Annotated in this window: 14 protein-coding genes; 8 read left to right on the top strand and 6 right to left on the bottom strand. The window is 45.9% G+C overall.

Translation table 11 applies throughout. From position 1 onward, the window contains the following. Positions 1-86 precede the first annotated feature (86 nt). The 6 genes from EGI32_RS02485 to msrA all read left to right on the top strand — a co-directional run bounded on the left by EGI32_RS02485 (position 87) and on the right by msrA (position 10,192). Complete coding sequence (locus EGI32_RS02485; protein WP_255153781.1) at positions 87-2,561, top strand: DUF3971 domain-containing protein; 2,475 nt, start codon at positions 87-89, stop codon at positions 2,559-2,561. Between the two features lie 548 nt (positions 2,562-3,109). Next, positions 3,110-4,486: a TolC family protein gene (locus tag EGI32_RS02480; RefSeq protein WP_255153780.1), complete on the top strand. Its 1,377-nt coding sequence runs from the start codon at positions 3,110-3,112 to the stop codon at positions 4,484-4,486. Positions 4,487-4,524: 38 nt separating this feature from the next. Next, positions 4,525-5,670 (top strand): efflux RND transporter periplasmic adaptor subunit, encoded by a 1,146-nt coding sequence (locus EGI32_RS02475; protein ID WP_255153779.1) that lies wholly within the window; start codon positions 4,525-4,527, stop codon positions 5,668-5,670. A gap of 39 nt (positions 5,671-5,709) precedes the next feature. Then, positions 5,710-8,904 (top strand): efflux RND transporter permease subunit, encoded by a 3,195-nt coding sequence (locus EGI32_RS02470; RefSeq protein ID WP_255153778.1) that lies wholly within the window; start codon positions 5,710-5,712, stop codon positions 8,902-8,904. Between the two features lie 430 nt (positions 8,905-9,334). Beyond that, the gene (locus tag EGI32_RS02465) at positions 9,335-9,694 is read left to right on the top strand and encodes a methionine-R-sulfoxide reductase (protein WP_255153777.1); all 360 of its coding nucleotides are present in this window, start codon (positions 9,335-9,337) and stop codon (positions 9,692-9,694) included. A gap of 12 nt (positions 9,695-9,706) precedes the next feature. Continuing rightward, on the top strand, positions 9,707-10,192 hold the full coding sequence (gene msrA / locus EGI32_RS02460) for a peptide-methionine (S)-S-oxide reductase MsrA (RefSeq protein ID WP_255153776.1): 486 nt from the start codon (positions 9,707-9,709) through the stop codon (positions 10,190-10,192). An 81-nt stretch (positions 10,193-10,273) separates the two neighbouring features. Here msrA and EGI32_RS02455 read toward each other — a convergent pair whose 3' ends face one another. Both EGI32_RS02455 and EGI32_RS02450 read right to left on the bottom strand, forming a co-directional pair. Then, a complete protein-coding gene (locus EGI32_RS02455) occupies positions 10,274-11,467 on the bottom strand; it encodes a glycoside hydrolase family 88 protein (RefSeq protein WP_255153775.1) in 1,194 nt (397 codons plus the stop codon). A gap of 354 nt (positions 11,468-11,821) precedes the next feature. Continuing rightward, positions 11,822-12,910, bottom strand: a complete 1,089-nt coding sequence (locus EGI32_RS02450; RefSeq protein WP_255153774.1) for a transglutaminase domain-containing protein — start codon at positions 12,908-12,910, stop codon at positions 11,822-11,824. A gap of 89 nt (positions 12,911-12,999) precedes the next feature. Between EGI32_RS02450 and EGI32_RS02445 the strand changes: the two genes are divergently transcribed. Then, on the top strand, positions 13,000-13,599 hold the full coding sequence (locus EGI32_RS02445; RefSeq protein ID WP_255153773.1) for an LURP-one-related/scramblase family protein: 600 nt from the start codon (positions 13,000-13,002) through the stop codon (positions 13,597-13,599). Between the two features lie 235 nt (positions 13,600-13,834). Here EGI32_RS02445 and EGI32_RS02440 read toward each other — a convergent pair whose 3' ends face one another. Continuing rightward, entirely contained in the window at positions 13,835-15,115 is a 1,281-nt protein-coding gene (locus EGI32_RS02440; RefSeq protein WP_255153772.1) for a hypothetical protein, read from the bottom strand. Positions 15,116-15,269: 154 nt separating this feature from the next. Here EGI32_RS02440 and EGI32_RS02435 point away from each other — a divergent pair, with 154 nt between their 5' ends. Next, entirely contained in the window at positions 15,270-15,752 is a 483-nt protein-coding gene (locus EGI32_RS02435) for a hypothetical protein (RefSeq protein WP_255153771.1), read from the top strand. 46 nt (positions 15,753-15,798) lie between these two features. On the opposite strand, the gene EGI32_RS02430 is transcribed toward EGI32_RS02435, so the two are convergent. The 3 genes from EGI32_RS02430 to EGI32_RS02420 all read right to left on the bottom strand — a co-directional run bounded on the left by EGI32_RS02430 (position 15,799) and on the right by EGI32_RS02420 (position 19,729). Beyond that, the gene (locus tag EGI32_RS02430) at positions 15,799-17,334 is read right to left on the bottom strand and encodes a hypothetical protein (protein ID WP_255153770.1); all 1,536 of its coding nucleotides are present in this window, start codon (positions 17,332-17,334) and stop codon (positions 15,799-15,801) included. Then, positions 17,331-17,870, bottom strand: coding sequence for an RNA polymerase sigma factor (locus EGI32_RS02425; RefSeq protein WP_255153769.1), 540 nt, complete (start codon positions 17,868-17,870; stop codon positions 17,331-17,333). Before EGI32_RS02425 ends, EGI32_RS02430 begins: the two co-directional genes overlap by 4 nt. Positions 17,871-17,944: 74 nt before the next feature. Next, positions 17,945-19,729, bottom strand: a complete 1,785-nt coding sequence (locus tag EGI32_RS02420) for a carboxypeptidase-like regulatory domain-containing protein (RefSeq protein WP_255153768.1) — start codon at positions 19,727-19,729, stop codon at positions 17,945-17,947. Positions 19,730-19,741 lie beyond the last annotated feature (12 nt).

Here is a 19,741-nt window from a genome sequence, read left to right as displayed (position 1 = left end):
TTGTTGGTGAAAAATTGTTGGTTCAAAGTTTGATGAACTACCCTGCAAAGTAACAACAGTTTACCCGATAAAAAATTTGTAGATTCATGCAAACAATCTCACCGGCATTGAAAAAAATGTTCCGTTATACATGGAAGGTCCTCAGGATACTGCTGCTGGTGTTTGTTGTGCTTTTTGTTGCTGTATATATATATGTATCAGCCAATAAAAAAAAGATCCTCGCCGAAGTGACGGCAGCCATCAGCACCAAGATCAGCGGTAAAGTGGATATCGCCGATGCTGACCTCAGTTTCTTCAAAAATTTCCCCAAAGTGGCGGTACGATTGAGCGGTGTAAGGATCACCGACACCATGTTTACTTCGCATGGACATGTTTTTTTTGAATGTAAGGAAGTGTATGCAACGCTCAGCATCAGCAAACTGCTGAAGAAACAGACGCCCATCAATGGTTTGCGACTGGATAATGGACGGATATATCTGTACACCGACACTTCAGGATATACCAATACCTATCTGTTAAAACCCAAAAAAACGGCACCTGCAGCGCAGAGTCAATCTGCATCCAACACCAACGAATTAAAAAATATCCGGCTCAATGATATCAATATCGTCATCGATGACCGGCGGAAAGAAAAGCTGCACGATCTTCTGGTAAAGGAGCTGGATGTGAAGCTGGACGATGAAGCTACACAAACCGTCTTTCATACCAAAGCCGATATATTGGTCAACAGCCTTGCATTCAACCTGATTAAAGGGAGTTTTCTGAAGGGAAAAACTTTTAAGAGTGATCTCAGCATGCGGTATGATAAAAAGCTGAACCAGCTTCAATTTGACAGCGTGGATGTGAAGTTGCAGGGACAGCGTTTCAATATCACCGGTAGTTTCGATCTGGGCGCTGTCTCGCCACAATTTTTTCTGAAACTTTATACAAAAGGTGCGGGTTATGAAGAAATAAAAGCATTGCTGCCGGAAAAGATCGCCCGATCGTTATCCATTGTTCAACTCGACAAAAAGCTGGACGCAACGGCAACGATCACTGGCCCGCTGAAAGGCGGCGAACCATTGCTTAAAGTGAATTTTTCCACCAAAGATGCCAGCCTGGCCACGCCTTTCATGGATTTTGAAAAAACGTCTTTTAATGGTTATTATACCAATGAAGTGATAGCCGGGTTTCCAAGAAAAGATCCGAATTCCAAAATACTCGTCACGGGTTTTTCCGCCGAATGGCACGGATTGCCCATGACGGCAAAAAGTATCGAGATACTCGATCTGCAGACGCCTTTGCTTACGGCAGACCTTACGGCAAATTTCCCGTTGACAAAACTCAACGAGCTCATCGGCAGCGAGGCGATCCGTTTGCAATCGGGCGATGGAACTGTGGAATTGAAATACCAGGGGCCGATACAGCGAAACAACAATACCAACTCATTCCTGGATGGAAATATTTCATTCCGGAATGGAAATGTGCTGTATGCTCCACGCAATGTTGAAATGAAGAACGTGAATGGTAACCTGCAGTTTAAAAATTCGGATCTTTTTATACAGAATATCCAGGCGAGTGTGTTAGGAAACAGCATTGTCATGAATGGCACTGCGAAAAATCTTCTCACCCTCATCAATACCGAACCTGGAAAAGTGAATATAGATTTTAGCATCTTTTCGCCTTCACTCAACCTGGGCGCCTTCACTTACCTTTTAAAAAGCAGGGGTAAATCAACTTCCGGAGCAACCTCCAAACAAAAACGGGCACAGGCCGCCGATAATATCGATAAGATGCTGGAACAAGGTAATCTCCATGTAAACCTGAAAGCCAATACCCTTTACTTCAAAAAATTCAGGGCCGATGGAGTGGTGGCAGATATCACCCTGTTGCAGGATCGGTATGTGATCAATAATGTAAGTATGGTGCATGCGGGTGGAAATATCAGCATGAAGGGGGCTTTGCTCAACCAGCCAAATGGCCGGAGTAAAGCCAATCTGGATGTGAATATGAGCCGGGTGAATGTTCAGAAATTATTCACCGCGTTTGATAATTTCGGGCAGGATGGTATTACGGCGCAAAGCCTGGAAGGAGCGCTGGATACAAAGCTTTCGGCATCTATGCTCATCAGTGATGCGGGTAAAGTGATGCCGGCAAGTATCGAAAGCACCATCGATTTTTCCCTGAAGAACGGTGCATTGAATAATTATGAACCCGTTAAGAAGCTACAGAATTTCATTTTCAAGAACCGGGATTTTGACAACATCCGCTTCGCGGAATTGAAAGACAGGCTGGTCGTACACAATCAGGACATTACCATCAACCGCATGGAAATTCAATCGAGTGTGCTGTCGATGTTTGTGGAAGGCATTTTCAGCAACCGCGGCAATACCGATATAAGTATACAGGTGCCGTTGAATAACCTCAAAAAACGCAAGGCCGATTATGTGCCTGAAAATATCGGTACCGATGCAAAAGGCGGCAGAAGCATTTTCATTCGCGGGCAGCCAGGGCCTGATGGAAATATCAAATTCAAACTGGATCTTTTTCAACGATACAAAAAAGATAAGAAGGTATCTTAATAGTGCCGGTTGACGGGTTGGTGATCGTATGAGGGTAGTTAAAATGCGTTTTCTCTGCGAAAACTCCTTTAACTCCTGTTCTCTGCGGTTTAAGAAACCTTGCTTCACCGCAGAGTACCAAGGAAAAACAAACTTCGCAGAGATAATTTCGCTAACGATCAATAACCCGCATCCGCCACTCGCCACCATATTTCCGATTAGCGGAAATTATTACCGTTTAAAAAATTAAACATCTGTTTAATTTCAAAATAAATAATACATTTGCATCTTCAATGTATCATTGGGTATTTGATGAAAACAGTGGTTCCGGATGCCATACCGGGCCTTGGATGAAGGGAACCTGAAGGGTTATTATTACAATGAAAATGAATGCATTACAAACATTCAGCAACGGCTGCACTTAGCTTTGATCCCTGCCTGCGGTTCTTCATCGTTCAGATCATACCACGATAGCCATAGTTCGATTGCCAGCCTTGAAACACGAACTGAAGTGTTGCCCTGCATACCCATGTAGCCAGGGCATTTAATTTAAGAATAAAGTGATAGTAATGAGGAACAAAAGAATGAACGGGCCTGCACCTGTGGAGGAGCGAAATTTAAGGCCGGGAAAAATTGTGTTGGGTGTGGCGATGTTGATCTGCCTGTCGCCTTTTGCGGTGTCTGCCCAGGCAAACTCACAGGATAGCCTGCTCAATGAGGTGACGTTGAAAGCAGCCGTTGAGTATGCCATCAAAAATCAACCGCGTATACAGCAGGCTTTGCTGGATGAAGAGATCACCGCATCTACTGTGCGCAGCAAACTGGCAGATTGGTACCCCCAGGTGAATTTCGCCTACAGTTTACAGCATAATTTTTTATTGCAGACAAGTGTGATCGGTGGAAACGCCATCCGGCTTGGTGTTGATAATACTTCCGCAGGACAATTCACCGCATCACAAACGATCTTCAACAGGGATGTTTTACTGGCGCGCCGCACAAAATCTGATGTATTGCTGCAGACAAGACAAACTACCGAAAGCAATAAGATAGACCTTGCGGTAAATGTGACCAAAGCATTTTATGATGTATTGGCCACTACCCAGCAGATAAAAGTAGCCACTGAAAATATTACCAGGGTGGAGCGTAGCCTTAAAGATGCTACTGCGCAATACAAGGCGGGCATCACCGATAAGATCGATTACAAAAGGGCAACGATCACGCTCAACAACCTGAAGGCTTCCAAACGCAGCAATGAGGAGCTGGTGAAAGCCAAGCTGGAATATTTGAAGTCTTTGATGGCTTATCCTGAATCGGGCACGCTGAATATTGTGTACGACAGCACCGCGATGGAAAACGAAATAGCGCTGGATACCTTACAGAGACCGGATTACAAATCACGTATCGAGTACAGGTTGCTGGAAACACAACAGAAACTTTTGAGTGCGAATGTTTCGTATAACCGTTGGAGTTATCTTCCGTCTGTTTCTGTGAATGGTGCATACAACCTCAACTTTCAGAACAATGATTTTGGTAAATTATACAACACCAATTTTCCCAACTCATTTGCTGCGCTGACTTTGGCCGTGCCTATTTTCCAGGGAGGAAAACGTAAGGCGAATATCAAAACTGCTGAATTGCAGTTGAAACGCAACAGCTACGATATCGCTGCGTTGAAAAACAATGTAAATGCCCAGTATGCACAGGCCCTGGCGGTATACCAAAGCAACCTCGAAAATTATCTCGCATTGAAAGAAAACGTACAGGTTGCCCGGGAAGTATACGATGTGATCAACCTGCAATATCGTTCGGGTATTAAAACATATCTCGAAGTGATCACCGCGGAAACTGACCTGCGTACTTCACAGATCAATTATTTCAATTCGCTCTACCAGGTGCTGGCCGCCAAAACAGATGTTCAGAAGGCGCTGGGTCAGATCGCCTATTAATTATAAAGAATAATTCTCCAACATTACAATAAGAAAATATGAATCATACATTGTCAAAACAACTCTTCAGATATACCGGGATCGCTTCATTGCTGCTGATGGCAGCTTGTGGCAATAAAGCCAGCACACCGCCACCACCACCGCCACCCAATGTTACTGTAGAAGAAGTAAGGGCTACGGATGCTGTTTATTTTGATGAATACCCGGCTACCATCACTCCGTTGAACCAGGTAGAACTTCGTCCGCAGGTAAGTGGCTTCATCACAGGTGTTCATTTCGCCGACGGCGCAAAAGTGAGAAAAGGCCAATTGCTTTATTCGGTAGATGCGCAATTGTACTCTGCCAATTATCAGCAAGCGGTCGCCAATCTGCAGGTAGTGGAAGCCAATCTCAATAAAGCAGAAAAAGACGCAGCCCGTTATCACGAACTTGATCGTGCGGATGCCGTAGCGAAACAACTGGTGGATAATGCCGATGCGGCTGTACAGGTGGCTCAACGCCAGGCTGCTGCTGCAAGAGCGAATATACAGGCCGTTTCTACCAGCGTGCGTTATACAAAAGTATTTGCGCCGTTTGATGGTATCATCGGTATTTCATTGGTTAAAACCGGTGCGGCGGTTACTGCCGGACAAACGTTACTCAATACAGTTTCGGCTGATGGTGAACTGGCGGTTGATTTCAACGTAGAACAAAAAGATATCTTCCGTTTCGCCAACATGTTGAATGAAAAGCCGAAAGCAGGCGATTCTACTTTTACACTGGCATTTGAAGGGGAAGTTTATCCTCAGCCCGGTAAACTGGCATTGATAGACAGGGCGGTGAACCCGCAAACCGGTACTATCAAGGCAAGGCTCGTTTTCCCTAATAAAGAAAACCTGCTGAAAGCCGGTATGAACGGAACAGTAAGGGTAAAAAACAACAGCGCCACACAGGCGTTGGTGATACCTTACAAAGCAGTGGTAGAGCAGCTCGGCGAATATTTTGTGTATGTACCGGGCGATAGCAGCAAGGTTTCTCAGAGAAAAATTGTGCTGGGGAAAGCGCTTGGTGCTGACATTATTGTAAAAGATGGATTGAAGGCAGGCGAAAAAGTAGTTACCCAGGGTGTTCAAAATCTCAGGGAAGGAACTAAAGTAACGATAGGTGCGCCTGCGGCAGCGGGCGCTGCAGCACCAAAAAAATAGATTCATGTATAGGCTGGTAAGCAGCCGAAAAAACGACAAATGATAGCAGAAACTTTTATAAAAAAACCTGTAACGGCAATCGTGATCTCAGTGGTGATCGTGCTGGTGGGCTTGATCGCCATGACCGTGTTGCCCATTGCACAATATCCGAACATCACCCCACCAACGGTGACTGTATCGGGAAACTTTACCGGTGCGGATGCACAGACTGTAGAACAGACAACAACAACTGCGATAGAAACCCAGATCAATGGTACGCCGGGCATGACTTACATGAGCAGCAACAGTACCAGCAGCGGACAGAGCAGCATCAACGTGAACTTTGATATCGGCACCGATGTCAATATTGCGGCGCTGGATGTACAGAACAGGGTGAGTGTTGCGCAACCTACCTTACCCGATGCGGTAAAGCGTTTAGGTCTTACCGTTAGAAAGCGTAACCCCAGTATCATGGTGGCGCTGGCATTGTATTCCCCGAATGGAACGCACGATGCTACCTTCATCGGCAACTATGCCAACATCTACCTGAAAGATGCTTTGCAAAGGGTACCGGGTGTGGGTGATATCGTTTCGCGTGCGGATGATTTCGGCATGCGTATATGGCTCAATCCTGAGAAACTGGCCGCCCTGGAAATGACCACTTCCGATATCCTTGCTGCATTGTCGGAACAAAATCTTCAGGTTGCCGCAGGAACGATCGGTGGTAATCCGCAACCCAATGTGCAAAGCTTCGAGTACAGCGTACTTACCAACAGCCGCCTGAATACAAAAGAACAATTTGAAAATATAATCGTTCGTACACGGCCTGAAACCGGAACGATCGTTTACCTGAAAGATGTGGCAAGGGTAGAACTGGGTAAATTTGATTACGGTAGTAACGCTTATGTGGATGGCAAGCCCGCCGCATTCGTATTGATCTACCAGGCGCCCGGCGCCAATGCGTTGACCACATACGAAGGGTTGACAAAGGCGCTGACGGAGATCAAAAAGACTTTCCCGAAAGATATCGACTATGCGATGCCGTTAGAGACCGTTACGGTAGTAAAAGTTTCGATCGAAGAAGTATTGCATACCCTCATAGAAGCCCTGATCCTTGTGGTAGTGGTGGTGTTCCTGTTCCTGCAAAACTGGAGAGCGACATTGATCCCTGTATTGGCGATCCCGGTTTCATTGATCGGTACGTTCATCTTTTTCATACCATTCGGGTTCACCATCAATACGCTTACATTGTTCGCGTTCGTACTGGCCATCGGTATTGTGGTGGATGATGCCATCGTAGTGGTGGAGGCCGTGCAGCATTATATAGATCATCAGAAATTATCCCCGAAGGAAGCCACGCGTAAAGCGATGCGGGATATTTCGGGCCCGGTGATTGCGATAGCATTGATCCTTGCCGCGGTATTTGTACCGGTAGGGTTCATTCCAGGTATCGTAGGCCGCTTGTACCAGCAGTTTGCCATCACCATCGCGGTATCCGTAATGATATCGGCATTTGTAGCCTTATCACTCACACCGGCATTGTGCAGCATCATGCTGAAACCATCCAAAGATGAAAATGCGAAAAAGAATGTGTTGGAAAAATTCTTTGCATGGTTCAATGATAAGTTTGGTAAAATGAACCGTGCCTATACCAGGGGTGTCGCCAAATGGATCCGTGCCACACCGCTGGTGCTCATCATGCTGGTGTGCCTTTTCGTAGGATTGTTCTTCATGTTCAAAGCCAAACCATCCGGGTTCATTCCTTCGGAAGATGAGGGCAGGTTATATGTTACCTACGAAATGCCTGAAGGTGCTTCTACCAGCAGGAGTAAAGCCATGTTGCTCGATATCATGGGGCGTGTGCAAAAAGTGCCGGGTGTGCGTACAGTAGGCGGGCTTGCGGGATTAAACATCATCAGCTTTTCCAATAAATCCAATGTGGGTACGATGTTCGTGAACCTCAAACCATGGGACGACCGGAAATCGAAAGAGCTGCAGTTGCAAAGCATCATCGCGAATATCCAGAAAGCTACGGCTGACATCAAGGAAGCAAGGATATTGCCTATCGCGCCACCTGCAATACCCGGACTTGGGCAAACAGCTGGTTTCACATTTGAATTACAACAAACAACCAGTACCGATAATATCCAGCAATTTGAAGCAGTTGCCCGTAATTTCCTCGCGGAAGTGAACCAACGCAAAGAGATCGGGATGGCTTATACCTTCTTCACTACGCACACGCCAAGTTACCAGGTGGATGTAGATAAAGAACAGGCGAAGAAAATGGGTGTGTCTGTGTCGGATGTATATGCTACGATGAGTACATTACTCGGAAGTAGTTATGTGAATGATTTCAACCTTTATGGAAGAAACTTCAGGGTGATGGCGCAGGCGGATAGCTCGTACCGTTCCTCTATCAGTGAACTGGGGAAATACTATGTGCGAAACAGCCAGGGCAGCATGATCCCGCTGAGCACGCTGGTATCCACGAAAGTGGTGGAAAGCCCGTCGCTCATCTCGCATTACAATATTTACAGGGCGATTGAGATCAATGGTGGGCCAAAGCCCGGTTTCAGTAGCGGACAGGCAATTGATGCCTTAAAAGAAGTGGCCGCTAAATCGTTGCCCGTGGGTTACAGTTACGAATTCAGTGGTCTGAGCCGTGAAGAAATTGCCGCCGGGGACAGTACGGTGATCATCTTCGCGATCTCGATCATCTTCGTATTCCTGTTCCTGGCAGCCTTGTACGAAAGCTGGTCGATACCTTTCTCTGTATTGTTTGCGGTTCCTATCGGGGCATTCGGGTCTATCCTGACCTTATTGTTGCTGCCGAAACTTACCAATAACGTTTATGCGCAGATCGGTCTCATCACCCTGATCGGCCTGGCGGCAAAAAATGCCATCCTGATCGTTGAGTTCGCCAAAGAAAGGGTAGACCATGGTGTGGACATCATAGCGGCAACATTGCAGGCGGTAAACCTTCGTCTGCGCCCGATCGTTATGACTTCACTGGCATTCATCCTTGGTGTATTGCCACTGGCTTTTGCTACCGGCGCTGCCGCTGAATCCCGTAAAACCATTGGCTGGACCGTATTTGGAGGGATGCTGTCGGCCACAACGCTGGCGATATTTGTAGTGCCGGTACTGTTTGTACTGATCACCAAAATATCGTATGGTAAAAAGATCAAAAAACTAAAAGAAGAAAAAGCAGAGATAGATAAGGTGGATGAAACGATCATAAATTCAGGACTATAAACAATTACGAATTAAAAATTACGAATTTGGCCCCGTTTGTTGCGGGGTCTTTTCATTTAAAATCGAAAATTTTATAATTTATTTCCGCCATACTTTTAAAGTATCAACGTTTGTAGAACGGCCTCAGCCGGTGGGGTTTCGCCGTAGGCGAAATTGGAATGGATCGCGAAGCGCCATCTATTCCAAACCAGCGGGTGCAGTCCCGCACAGTACTGTGGGGAGCGCAAACATTCGACCCGACGGGCGTGGAGTATAACGGAATACCTTTATAAGATAGCCACGAAATAAAGTAAAAACGCCACAGATGTTTAATTTGCTTTAACAATAAACCGCCAAAATGACAACCCGATAGTTTTTAAAATACTTGCATACTATTTGTAATAATAAGTGAACGCGCCACAAGGCACGTTCTGACAAAAAAATCAAACATATGGAACTGAACAAATTAACCCCGGAAGAAGAATATGTGATCGTAAGAAAAGGCACAGAAATGCCGTTTACCGGCGAGTATAACAATAATAAACAGGCCGGAACTTATGTATGCAGGCGTTGCAACGCACCTTTATATAAATCAGAAGATAAATTCGATTCGCATTGCGGATGGCCGAGTTTTGATGATGAGATCCCTGGTGCGGTAAAACATGTGCCTGATGCGGATGGCCATCGTACAGAGATCGTATGTGCCAATTGCGATGCACATCTCGGACATGTATTTGTCGGAGAAAGGTTTACCGCTAAAAATACCAGGCACTGCGTGAATTCGATCTCGATGAAATTTATACCAGCTTAAAAAATTAAACAGATGAATACAGAAAGAGCAATATTCGCCTCAGGATGTTTCTGGGGCACCGAGTTTTACATGAAAAAAGCGGAAGGCGTCATTTCCACAGCACCGGGTTATATTGGTGGTACTCTGGAAAACCCTACCTACAAGGACGTATGTACCGGTCGTACCGGCCATGCGGAAGCCGTGGAAGTGATCTATGATCCTGAAAAGATATCTTACAGCGATCTTACAAAATTGTTTTTTGAAACTCATGAACCAGGGCAGGTAGATGGCCAGGGCCCCGATATTGGCCCGCAATACCGTTCAGGCATTTTTTATCTCAATGATGAACAAAAACAAACCGCGGAAGAATTGATCCAACAGTTAAAAGATAAAGGATATAAAGTAGTGACCGAAGTAACGAAAGCCACCACGTTTTACCCGGCAGAAGATTATCATCATGACTATTATGGTAAGAACGGACATAGTCCTTATTGCCATCGGTATGTGAAGAAATTTTAGCTGAGTTTAGAGAGGGATCAGGGCTTAGGGATTAGTGTTTAGCGTTTCCTTTAATGGGTGCCTAAACTCTGATCTCTAAAACTATCTCAATCTCATCAAACTTTCTATGTAATAATAATCCGCGTAGCTCAACGGTACATCCACTTCGCTTTTTGCAGGAAGATGCCCCACACTATGTTTGAGGATAAAATGATGTTGTTCCCCTTTTTTATTGAGATACTGATCGCTGCCAAGGTTTGATACGATCGTGTTGGCAGTCGTTCTGTATAATTCAGCCTCACCAGGTGTAGCATAACCTGAAAGTTCCAGCAACGCGGAAGCTATGATGGAGGCTGCTGAAGCATCTCTTAAAGCAGCAGGAATATTAGGCGCATTGAAATCCCAGTATGGAATCTTATCAGCAGGCAGGTTGGGGTGGTTCAGCAAAAAGCCTGCTATCTTTTTCGCCTGCTCCAGGTATCTTTTATCTTTCGTTTCGCGGTAGCACATTGTATAACCATATAATCCCCAGGCTTGTCCGCGTGCCCACGCACTGTTATCCGCAAAACCTTGTGCAGTGCGCTTCACAATCACATTCCCGGTTTTGCCATCATAATTCACTACGTGATAACTGCTGCCATCGGCCCTGAAATGATTGGTCATTGTTTTATCAGCATGCGAAATAGCGATCCTGTAAAATGAAGAATCGCCGCTCAGTTTTGTCGCTTCAAATAACAGTTCGAGGTTCATCATGTTATCGATGATCACGAGGAACTCTTTGGGGTCATCGAGTTTGCCCCAGCTGCGTATAAGCCCTACCGTAGGGTCGAATCTTTCCGACAAACTTTTTGCCGCATCGAGTATAACAGGTAAAGTAGCCGCGGTGTCTTTTGTGATCCTTAATTGATTGCCCACGCTGCACCATATCTTGAAGCCGATATCATGGTCGCCGGTATTCAGGCTTTCTTTTTCAACAGCTTTTGTACGGCGTATCGCGGCGTTTTTTACTGCACTGTCTTTTGTAAACTCATAGAGATACCAGAGGCTTCCGGGAAAAAATCCGCTGGTCCACCAGCCACGGTTATTGGTCACCAGGTTTCCACTGGTATCAAGGCTTCGTGGAAACTGGTCGGGTTGTAATGACTGATCCATCAGCCGGTATTTTTCTGCGGCATCATGCAGGAGTGCAGCGATCTTTTTCTGACTGAGAGGCTTCACTTTTTTGCCCTGGGCACAACAAAAATTAAAAGAGAAAGCTGCAAAAAATAATAACAGGGAAATGCGTAATGTCGGCATAAAGCAAATGAATTAAATGAGTAGCCCTCTTTTGAGGAATATACAAATTTATACAAAAACAGTATTCGGAATTTATACAGCAAACCTGCGGATGCGGTGCGAAAACTGTGCGTAAATGAAGTGGTAGAAATTTGGAAAACACTGCTTCAGGATATTATCTTAGCTGTACAATTATGAAAAAAGCAATACAGTTAATGTAGAGAGCATTTCAGAAAGTTTGAAACGCAGAAGTAACTTTAATAGATGCGACTGCAATTCGAAAAGAGCATCGGGTGCAAAGTTTGATACTTGAGCAATCAGTAAAGAACCAAGGACTTGATGCTTTTTTATTTTGTTGCAAATGCCCGCCGTTGCTCACTTATACAACAATGCAAGCCTTTCTTCCGGTGTGGCCGAAAGGAATTTGTCCAGGAAGGTTTCCTGGCTGGAGAGTTTGTTATTCACCCTTTCAAGTTGTTCACGAAGTACGTCTGTATCGTGCTGAACTTTGGCTTCAGACTTAGCCAGGCTGTCAATTTTTTGCTGCGCAACGCCCAGTAATTTTTTCGCCGTATTCAATTGTGCTCTCATTTCACTATCGGTTTTCGCAGGCGAAAATTGTGCGTTTCTATAGGTGATAAACGCGTTTAATTGCACTGTTGCTTTGTTCAGATTATTTACGATATCGTTGTAGTTGTCCGAATCCTCTTCTTCGCGGATCATTTCCGAATTCATTTTCAAAAAAGCCAGGTCGTTTCTTGTCATATCATTCAGAACCCCCGCCTTTTCTATGCGGGCGATACCGGATCTTAATTGTTGCAACTCATTCAGCTGCAGGTAGGCCGCAAGCGAATCTTTGAAATTATACGGAATCCCCGGCTGCCTGCTGCTGTAAGAGCCATTGATGAAATCCTTGTGCGATACCGGCTCGTTGCTCAATTGCCACAACGGGTCGAAAGGGATATGCGTTTGAATGAATTCCGCCGGGGTTACCAGGAAATAACGGGTTGCCGGAAAATTATCCTTATCCCAGGTGGGATCGCAGAAGTACCATTGACCGGAAAGGGAAACGGCGCACCAGCTATGGCCTGTGCGGTCTACACGTCCGCCCTGGCGGGTGTAACCATTGACCACATAAGCGGTAAGCCCGCTTTTTTGTGCGATATCGGTAAATACGGCAGCGAAATTTTCACAGACACCCTTACGCCTTTTCAGAGCTGCGGTCACTTTCATCGCCGGGTCGGGGTTGAAGTTGATCAGGTACATGCTATCGCGGCTGTATTGAATATGCGTGGCCGTCCAGGTATGGATTGCACGAAACCTGGCTTCCTCCGAACGGAAATTGTCGACCACATATTTAGCGATCGTAGTGGAAGAAAAAGTAGAATCGTAAGGAATATTCAACTCCTGTGCCCCGGCAAATCTGCACGCTGTCAGCAGGAAAAGAAGCAGGGCAGTTTTCATCTGACTAAGATAAATTAATCCGTCTGAAAAAAAAGCTAATATTGGCTCGTACAGCTTAGATTTGTGTTCCACCAAAACTAACCTGCCTTATGTCTGTTATTTTCCCTGATTTTTTTGAAACCAATAATTATTTTATCGACGAAAAGCTGGCTTTTTTCAAGTTCACCAATGCTTATCGGGTGTACGACGAAACGGGCATGGAGATAGGCCTTATCCGCCAGCGTTTGTCGGCCGGCCAAAAAGCGCTCCGCCTTTTGCTCAACAAAGCCATGCTGCCGTTCATGCTGGAAGTGTGTGATATGGATGGCAATGTGCTGGTGACGATCCGCCGTGGCTGGACGTTCTGGATGTCGAAGATCACGCTGACAGATGGTTTTGGCAATCCGGTCGGATCGATCAAACAGAAATTCAAGTTCCTGAAACCGACTTTCAAGATACTGGATGAGACCAACACCGAGATCGCCGATATCACCGGCGACTGGAAGGGCTGGAATTTTGCCATCGTTGATGAACGCCAGCAAAACATCGGCACGATCACCAAAAAGTGGAACGGAATTCTGAAAGAAGCATTTACTACTGCCGATAAATATATCGTTTCCATTGTACCGGAATATGCCGAAAACAGGCGTAAGATGGCGATCGTTTCTACGGCCATCACGATTGATATGGTGCTGAAGGAAAGCAAGTAAGTCAATAGTCAATAGTCAATAGTGAATGGTGAATGGTGAAATCTTCGAAATGGTTTTGTTTGCTGAACATTGGTAATTGCGGAAGGCTGTAAAATAATAAAGGAAAAGGTCAACGAAAATCGTTGACCTTTTCCTTTAAAAATAATCTGTGATTTTATAAACCGGCGAATTCTAACAACCTTCGAAGGTTTGACCATTCACCATTCACTATTCACTATTCACTATTCACTATTCACTATTGACTTTTCCTTCTTCTCAAAGTGATCCCCGCATTTTTCGTAAGATCGCCCGAAAAGCGTATCTCGTACCTTTCCGCCCCATCCCTGATGATGAGCAACCCGGTATTGGGCGGCAGGCTTCCAAGGTTTTCGGCATACATGACCAATTGTATGGAATCGCCCATTTCGGGGGTGATGTAGATCGTTTTGTTAATGGCGTTGGTGCTCAGGCCCTGTTTTGCCATCAGTATTTTTCCGTTGAGGATCACACTTACCGTATCGCCGTCCACTTCCCCATTATCATATAGCGTAAGCGTAAGGCTATCTGTTTTTATTTCCAGTGTCTTGATCGTTTCTATACTTCGTTTCGCAAGATTGGCGGTAAAGTCCGGCCCGGTTATATTAGGCCTTACCAGCACCGGGGCAGGTTTTGCGGGAGCCGAAGCAACAGGTGCAGTCACCACTGATTTTTGAACCGGTGGCGGGGTCTGCGTTACAGGTTTCGCTACCGCAACGGGTGGGGTAGCCACTGGCTGTGGCTTCTTTACAACCGGGGAGGCTACAACGGGTGGTGTTATAACTGCCACAGGAGGCGGAGTAGCCGGCACTGCTTTTTCTTCCACTACCGGCTCAGTTTCAATTTTTCTTGCCACGCCGGAAGATTGAATGGTCATTTTGGCAACGGAACCGGTACTGTCTTTAGGAAGTGAATTCCGCAGATCTGTTTTGGCGACTGGTTTATTTACAACAGCTCCAAACACAGGTTTTTCCGGCTGAAGAAACGAAAGGTCTTTCCAGAGCTTCATGGAATCCAGCGCAGGATGCAACGCGGTAGGGGCCGACGTGTCCACTTTCTGCAGCGTGATCTTTCCGCTCAATACCCTGAATTGCCTGGTGGCTTTCGTTTTGAACGGCCCTGCCATTGTCATCACATCCCCCTCAACTTTCAGCACCAGTTTACTTACCTGCTTTACATCTTTAGGGGCAGATTGCTGGAAATTATCATAAATGAGATCGTCATCTTCAACCGTCACCTGCCCGTCGTTGTTCTTCACCTTGATGGATTTTACGGCAGACATCTCCTTTCCGTTTACCGTAAATCTTACGTAGGAATAACCGACCAGTTTACCATCGGCCTCGCTGATGGCGAGTTCGTACGGCAATTCTTTTTCGGTGGTGGTAATAGTTCCCTTCCAGATCCCGGTTATATCCTGCGCAAAAACCTGCTGCGGAATAAAGCCTGCAACTACTATAAAAAGGCTGAATATGAAGTGAATCCGATGTTTTGTAGAGGTCATAATATATAATGGTAAAGTAAAATACGAAATTTCTTCGAAAGCAGGATACCTGATGCAGGAAGCCATGTACCGGTCTTTTACTGAATTATTAATTATGCATTATCAATTAACAATTGTATTGGATTTTTTTATCTTTAAAATAAAACCTACTGCTATGCTAAAAAAAATACTGTTTGCTTCCATGCTGTTGCTGGCCATTGTGGGCTGTAAAACCAAAACCGCTTTCAACTACAATGAGGACTTTGTAAAGAAAGAAAAAGAATTGATGCCGGAAATGACAAAGACTGAGAATAGTGTTAGAAAATTCCTGGCAAGCGAACAGTTTGATAGTATCGGGGCGGCGGGTGCGCACATGGAAAAACTGATAGATGCACAATTGCAGAAGATAAACGATTCTCCGGCGCCGGATGTACCGGGCAGTGAAGATTTCAAAAAAGCCTGTGTACGCTACTTCTCTTTTATCAAAAGCATGTATACCGGGTATAAGAATTTTGGCTATGCCAAAACCGATGAATCCAGGAACGAAGAAATGACCAAACTGAGGGACATTGTTAACGAAAAAACAACTGAAATGGCCGCCATCAAAAATGCCCAGCTGAAATACTCCAGCGCAAATGGATTTAAGATCGAGCAATAATTGTTGGAGCGAAATAAAATTTAAAAGGGCACCCAGTGCCCTTTTTTTATTGGCTTAGTTTCCATGATACCCCGAACGACAACCCCGCCCGGTGAATGTATTTGTTGTTTACAACACGTTGCATATCGTATTTCATCAGGCTGTAGCGCAATCCCGGTTCCGCAAATGCCACATATTTGTTGCTGATGCGGCGGGAAAATCGAAACCCCGCAAAAAGATCCGCAGTAAATTTATATTCGCTCCGGCTGCCGCTTTCCATTTTTTTATACAGAGGTTGCAATTCACCGCTGATACTGTTATGGTAGCGGGTGCTGATATTCAGGTAGGTTCCGCCAACAAATGAAAAAGCCCATTTATCCCGGTTGTACAATTCGTAATGCAGCAACACCGGGATGCTTACAAGGCTGTAGCTGTTGGTAGCATGAATGATACGTTGCCCCGTGCTGATGGAAGAAACTGTGTCGTCAAAGAGGAATGGTGCGCCATTGTTGGGATTCAGCCGCTTAATTACGTTGAAATCGGTGCTCGTCTCCAGGCCGGAAAGCCGTACATTTTCTTTGATGAAAGAATATTGTATCCCGGTGCCGACAGCCAGTTTTTTATTGATATGCTTTCGCAATGCCAGCGTATACGCAAAAGCAGCTTCGGTTGAGCTGCGTATATCCGTTGCCGTAAATTCCGTTTTGCGCATAGGCGTGGTCGTTATGCGCTTCACCGAGATCAGCGGGTCGTTTTTGTAAAAAGCGATGTAGGGCGTTATAGACAGGTCGGCGTAAAGCCCGCTTCTCTTTTTGCCCGGCAAGTCTTTTTTTGCGACTACTACTGAATTGTTTTCAGGGCCCGTTTCCGGCGTCATTTGCAAAAGATCTATTTTTTTACTGATGGCTGATGCACTGTCTTTCCCGGTTGAATCAACTTGTCCGCGGGCCACAGGACTTGGTTGCACGGTTCCCGGTATGTTGTTTTTATTGGTGGAAAGCAAACCATTTTCCGGTACTTCATCCGCTTCATCCGGCGTAACAGGATTGCTGTTGGTGATAGTGACCTTGCTGCGGCCGGCGATCCTTTTTTTAGTGCGTTTGTTTAAGGCGATGCCATCGTTCTCATCACGGGATGTTATGCTGTTTTTTGAAACAGAAGCCTCTGTTCCTTTCGGATTTTTATTTGTGGTAACACCTGTTGTATGGCCTTTGCTAACTCCGCTAAGCGCGGTACTTTGCACCGTTCCGGTATCAGTACGGCGATCATTTTTCTGAGTACCGGTGATGGAATTATCTTTCGTACTACCACCGTCTTCAATTGTTTTTCTGGTAAATGGATCACTCTCCGGAACTCGCTTCACCTCATCACCTGCGTTCTTTTTTACAGAAGCTACAGCAGCGGGTTCATCATTATTTTTCAGCTGGTAATACCCACCCAGCGTGATGCCTGCCAGGAGCACAACTCCGGTAAACCACCACCAGGCCACATATCTTCGCTTCTTGTTTTTCCCCGAGATATTTGCCCAGGCATCTGCCGGTACGGGAGCTTCATGGCCTCCGGCTTTTTGCTGTATCAGCTTATCAAATAAATCGTCTTTCATACCGTGATCAAATTAAAACTTTTCAAAATAAGCCCCTGGAGCATCTTCCGGGCTTTTAATAATTGTGTCCGCGACGTTGCAGGCTGTATCTTCAGCATCGCCGCTATTTCTTCGTGGCTGTATCCTTCTATGATGTTGAGGTTAAAAACGGTGCGGTAGCCGTCGGGCAGCATGCGGATCATTGCATGGATCTCGGCTTCGGAGATCTTCGACAATACCGATGGAGCTTCGGATATGGCATCCACATGATGTTCGCCGATCTCCCGGAAATCAAGTTTCTTTTTTGAAAGATGGCGCAGCGCCACGTTGGCAAATACACGTTTCATCCAGCCTTCAAAGCTACCTTCATGCCGGAACTGATGAATATTGTCGAAGATCCTGATGAAACCTGTCTGCAGGATATCCTGTGCAATATGCTGGTCGTTGGCATAACGAAGACAGACCGACATCATTTTGCCGGCATAACGGTCGAACAGTAAGCGCTGATGGCTACTGATCTTTTTTACACAACCTTGTATCAGTTCTTCTTCTGTCAATTCCTATAAACTATGTTTTGTTTAACGAAGATAAGAGCAGGTAGATACCCGCCCTTATTATTGAATCCCCATCGTTAATTGTTTCTTCTCACCCTGAAGGTGACGCTTATCGCATGAACGCTTGATGCGTTATTAAAATCCTGTACATTGTCCGCCGAAAAACTGCCGGATATGAACCCGCCTGTATTCCCATATTCCGTTATAGTCACGGTGGCAGGCCCCGCCAGCTTTCCCCGGCCACTCGGGAAATCGGGGAACCAGATATCGCTGGTAAAATGATTGCTGCCTAATGAATAACCGCCGCTTATCTCGAAGCTGATCGCGGGGCTTCCGCTTGTGCCGCTGGGAAGCATCTGGATAATATTGGTAGAAAGATTATTGAATGAAAATGCGGCCATCGTATCCGCGGGTTCCGTCACCACACGGGTAACGCCATCAAAAATATAGGAGAGCGTACTCACACTGCTTATCCCACAGGCGGTATTTACACCCAGGTTATTCGCACCCGGCACCAGGTTGAAGGTCTGCGGTTGATTTTGCTGATTGGTTGTTTTATCCACCACTATATAATTCACCGGAAGATTGGTGCAGGCAAGTCCGGCAAAACTGAAGCTGCCATTCACGATATTGATCCTGTTGTAAAATCCTCCGTCGTACGTTTGTACATAACCGTTAGTTACCGGCTGGCCGGAACAATTATTGGCAGTTCCCGAAATTGTCACCAGGTTTTGTCCGAGGTTGCCGGTAAGTGTTCCAAGATCTATATCGCTGTTGGCTGTGGTGAAATTATGCGAGTAAGCTGCAATGGCGCATGGTGTTACGATGTCGAGGACCAGTTGTGTATGGGCAGGCACAGAGCCATTTACCATTCCGTTGGCGTCTGTGTATCCAAACCCGGAATTGTAAGACTGAGCACCGGCCTGGCTGATGCGTACCGGCACATTGGCCAGTGGCTGCAAAGCGGTATTAACCACCTGTGCGGTAAAACTTACCAGCGACGAAGGATCGGCCCCTTCCCAGAACGAAAAGTGGCTGACATTCCCGGTGTAAGCATTCCCGTTTTTGGTGGCCGTACTCTCCTGTTTCCAGAGCCCTGTTGCTTCATTCACCGACCACAGTGCAATAGTTGAAGGAGTGGTGCCGGTAACGGAAGCTGCTATCGGTATGGTCAATGTGGCGGTTTTACCGGGAGCAAGTTGCAGCTTCTCGCCGTTATTGCCGGTCAGTTCCACCGCTATCGTGGCATACGATCTTAATAATTTCAAAAGCCCGGCCGTATCCACGCCGCGGTTATCGCCGGGGGCGTAGAGCTGCATGTCGCTTGTTTTGTTGATGTCGATGGTACGGGCGCTTACATGCACCGTTCCTGTGTAGGGCAGGTTCGTAGAATCGGCGATAAGGCTGCCTTCGGAAAAAACGATCTTCGCTCCGTCAGCCGTAGTGATAGTTCCACCCGAAGTTCCGGCGAAAGAACCGGTTTCATTTTTGGTGAGCAATTTTGTGCGTAGAAATGTTTCTTTATCCGCCATCGGCTGAAAAGTGCGGATGCTTTTATAATAACCTGTTTTGGTGATAGTGATGAAGCCGGCCATTTTTGCAAGTAATACATTATTGATCCTGAAATAACCGAACGCATCCGTAAAAGCCTGGCCGTTTCCTGCGGTCACCCTCGCGCCACCAACAGGTTCGTTATTTTCATCCATGATAAACCCCGCCACAGACGCATTCACTTTGATGGAAGGATCGGCGGGTACTTCCGTCGGGAGCCCGATATATTCTTCCTCTGAATAATTTTTCTTGCAACTGGTAAGGGATAAAAAAGCTGCCAGAAATAAGATCAATAAGCGGTTAAAGCGCATGCTATATGTTTT

The organism is Ferruginibacter sp. HRS2-29, from assembly GCF_024343615.1.
Classification (GTDB): Bacteria; Bacteroidota; Bacteroidia; order Chitinophagales; family Chitinophagaceae; genus Ferruginibacter.
Note: the sequence above shows the minus strand (reverse complement) of the source record. Positions and strands in the feature narration are given on the sequence as shown.

Coding starts and splice junctions, on each gene's coding strand:
- EGI32_RS02470 (WP_255153778.1), top strand. CDS start 5,710: ATGATAGCAGAAACTTTTATAAAAAAACCTGTAACGGCAATCGTGATC.
- msrA (WP_255153776.1), top strand. CDS start 9,707: ATGAATACAGAAAGAGCAATATTCGCCTCAGGATGTTTCTGGGGCACC.
- EGI32_RS02475 (WP_255153779.1), top strand. CDS start 4,525: ATGAATCATACATTGTCAAAACAACTCTTCAGATATACCGGGATCGCT.
- EGI32_RS02455 (WP_255153775.1), bottom strand. CDS start 11,467: ATGCCGACATTACGCATTTCCCTGTTATTATTTTTTGCAGCTTTCTCT.
- EGI32_RS02430 (WP_255153770.1), bottom strand. CDS start 17,334: ATGAAAGACGATTTATTTGATAAGCTGATACAGCAAAAAGCCGGAGGC.
- EGI32_RS02440 (WP_255153772.1), bottom strand. CDS start 15,115: ATGACCTCTACAAAACATCGGATTCACTTCATATTCAGCCTTTTTATA.
- EGI32_RS02450 (WP_255153774.1), bottom strand. CDS start 12,910: ATGAAAACTGCCCTGCTTCTTTTCCTGCTGACAGCGTGCAGATTTGCC.
- EGI32_RS02485 (WP_255153781.1), top strand. CDS start 87: ATGCAAACAATCTCACCGGCATTGAAAAAAATGTTCCGTTATACATGG.
- EGI32_RS02420 (WP_255153768.1), bottom strand. CDS start 19,729: ATGCGCTTTAACCGCTTATTGATCTTATTTCTGGCAGCTTTTTTATCC.
- EGI32_RS02480 (WP_255153780.1), top strand. CDS start 3,110: ATGAGGAACAAAAGAATGAACGGGCCTGCACCTGTGGAGGAGCGAAAT.
- EGI32_RS02445 (WP_255153773.1), top strand. CDS start 13,000: ATGTCTGTTATTTTCCCTGATTTTTTTGAAACCAATAATTATTTTATC.
- EGI32_RS02435 (WP_255153771.1), top strand. CDS start 15,270: ATGCTAAAAAAAATACTGTTTGCTTCCATGCTGTTGCTGGCCATTGTG.
- EGI32_RS02465 (WP_255153777.1), top strand. CDS start 9,335: ATGGAACTGAACAAATTAACCCCGGAAGAAGAATATGTGATCGTAAGA.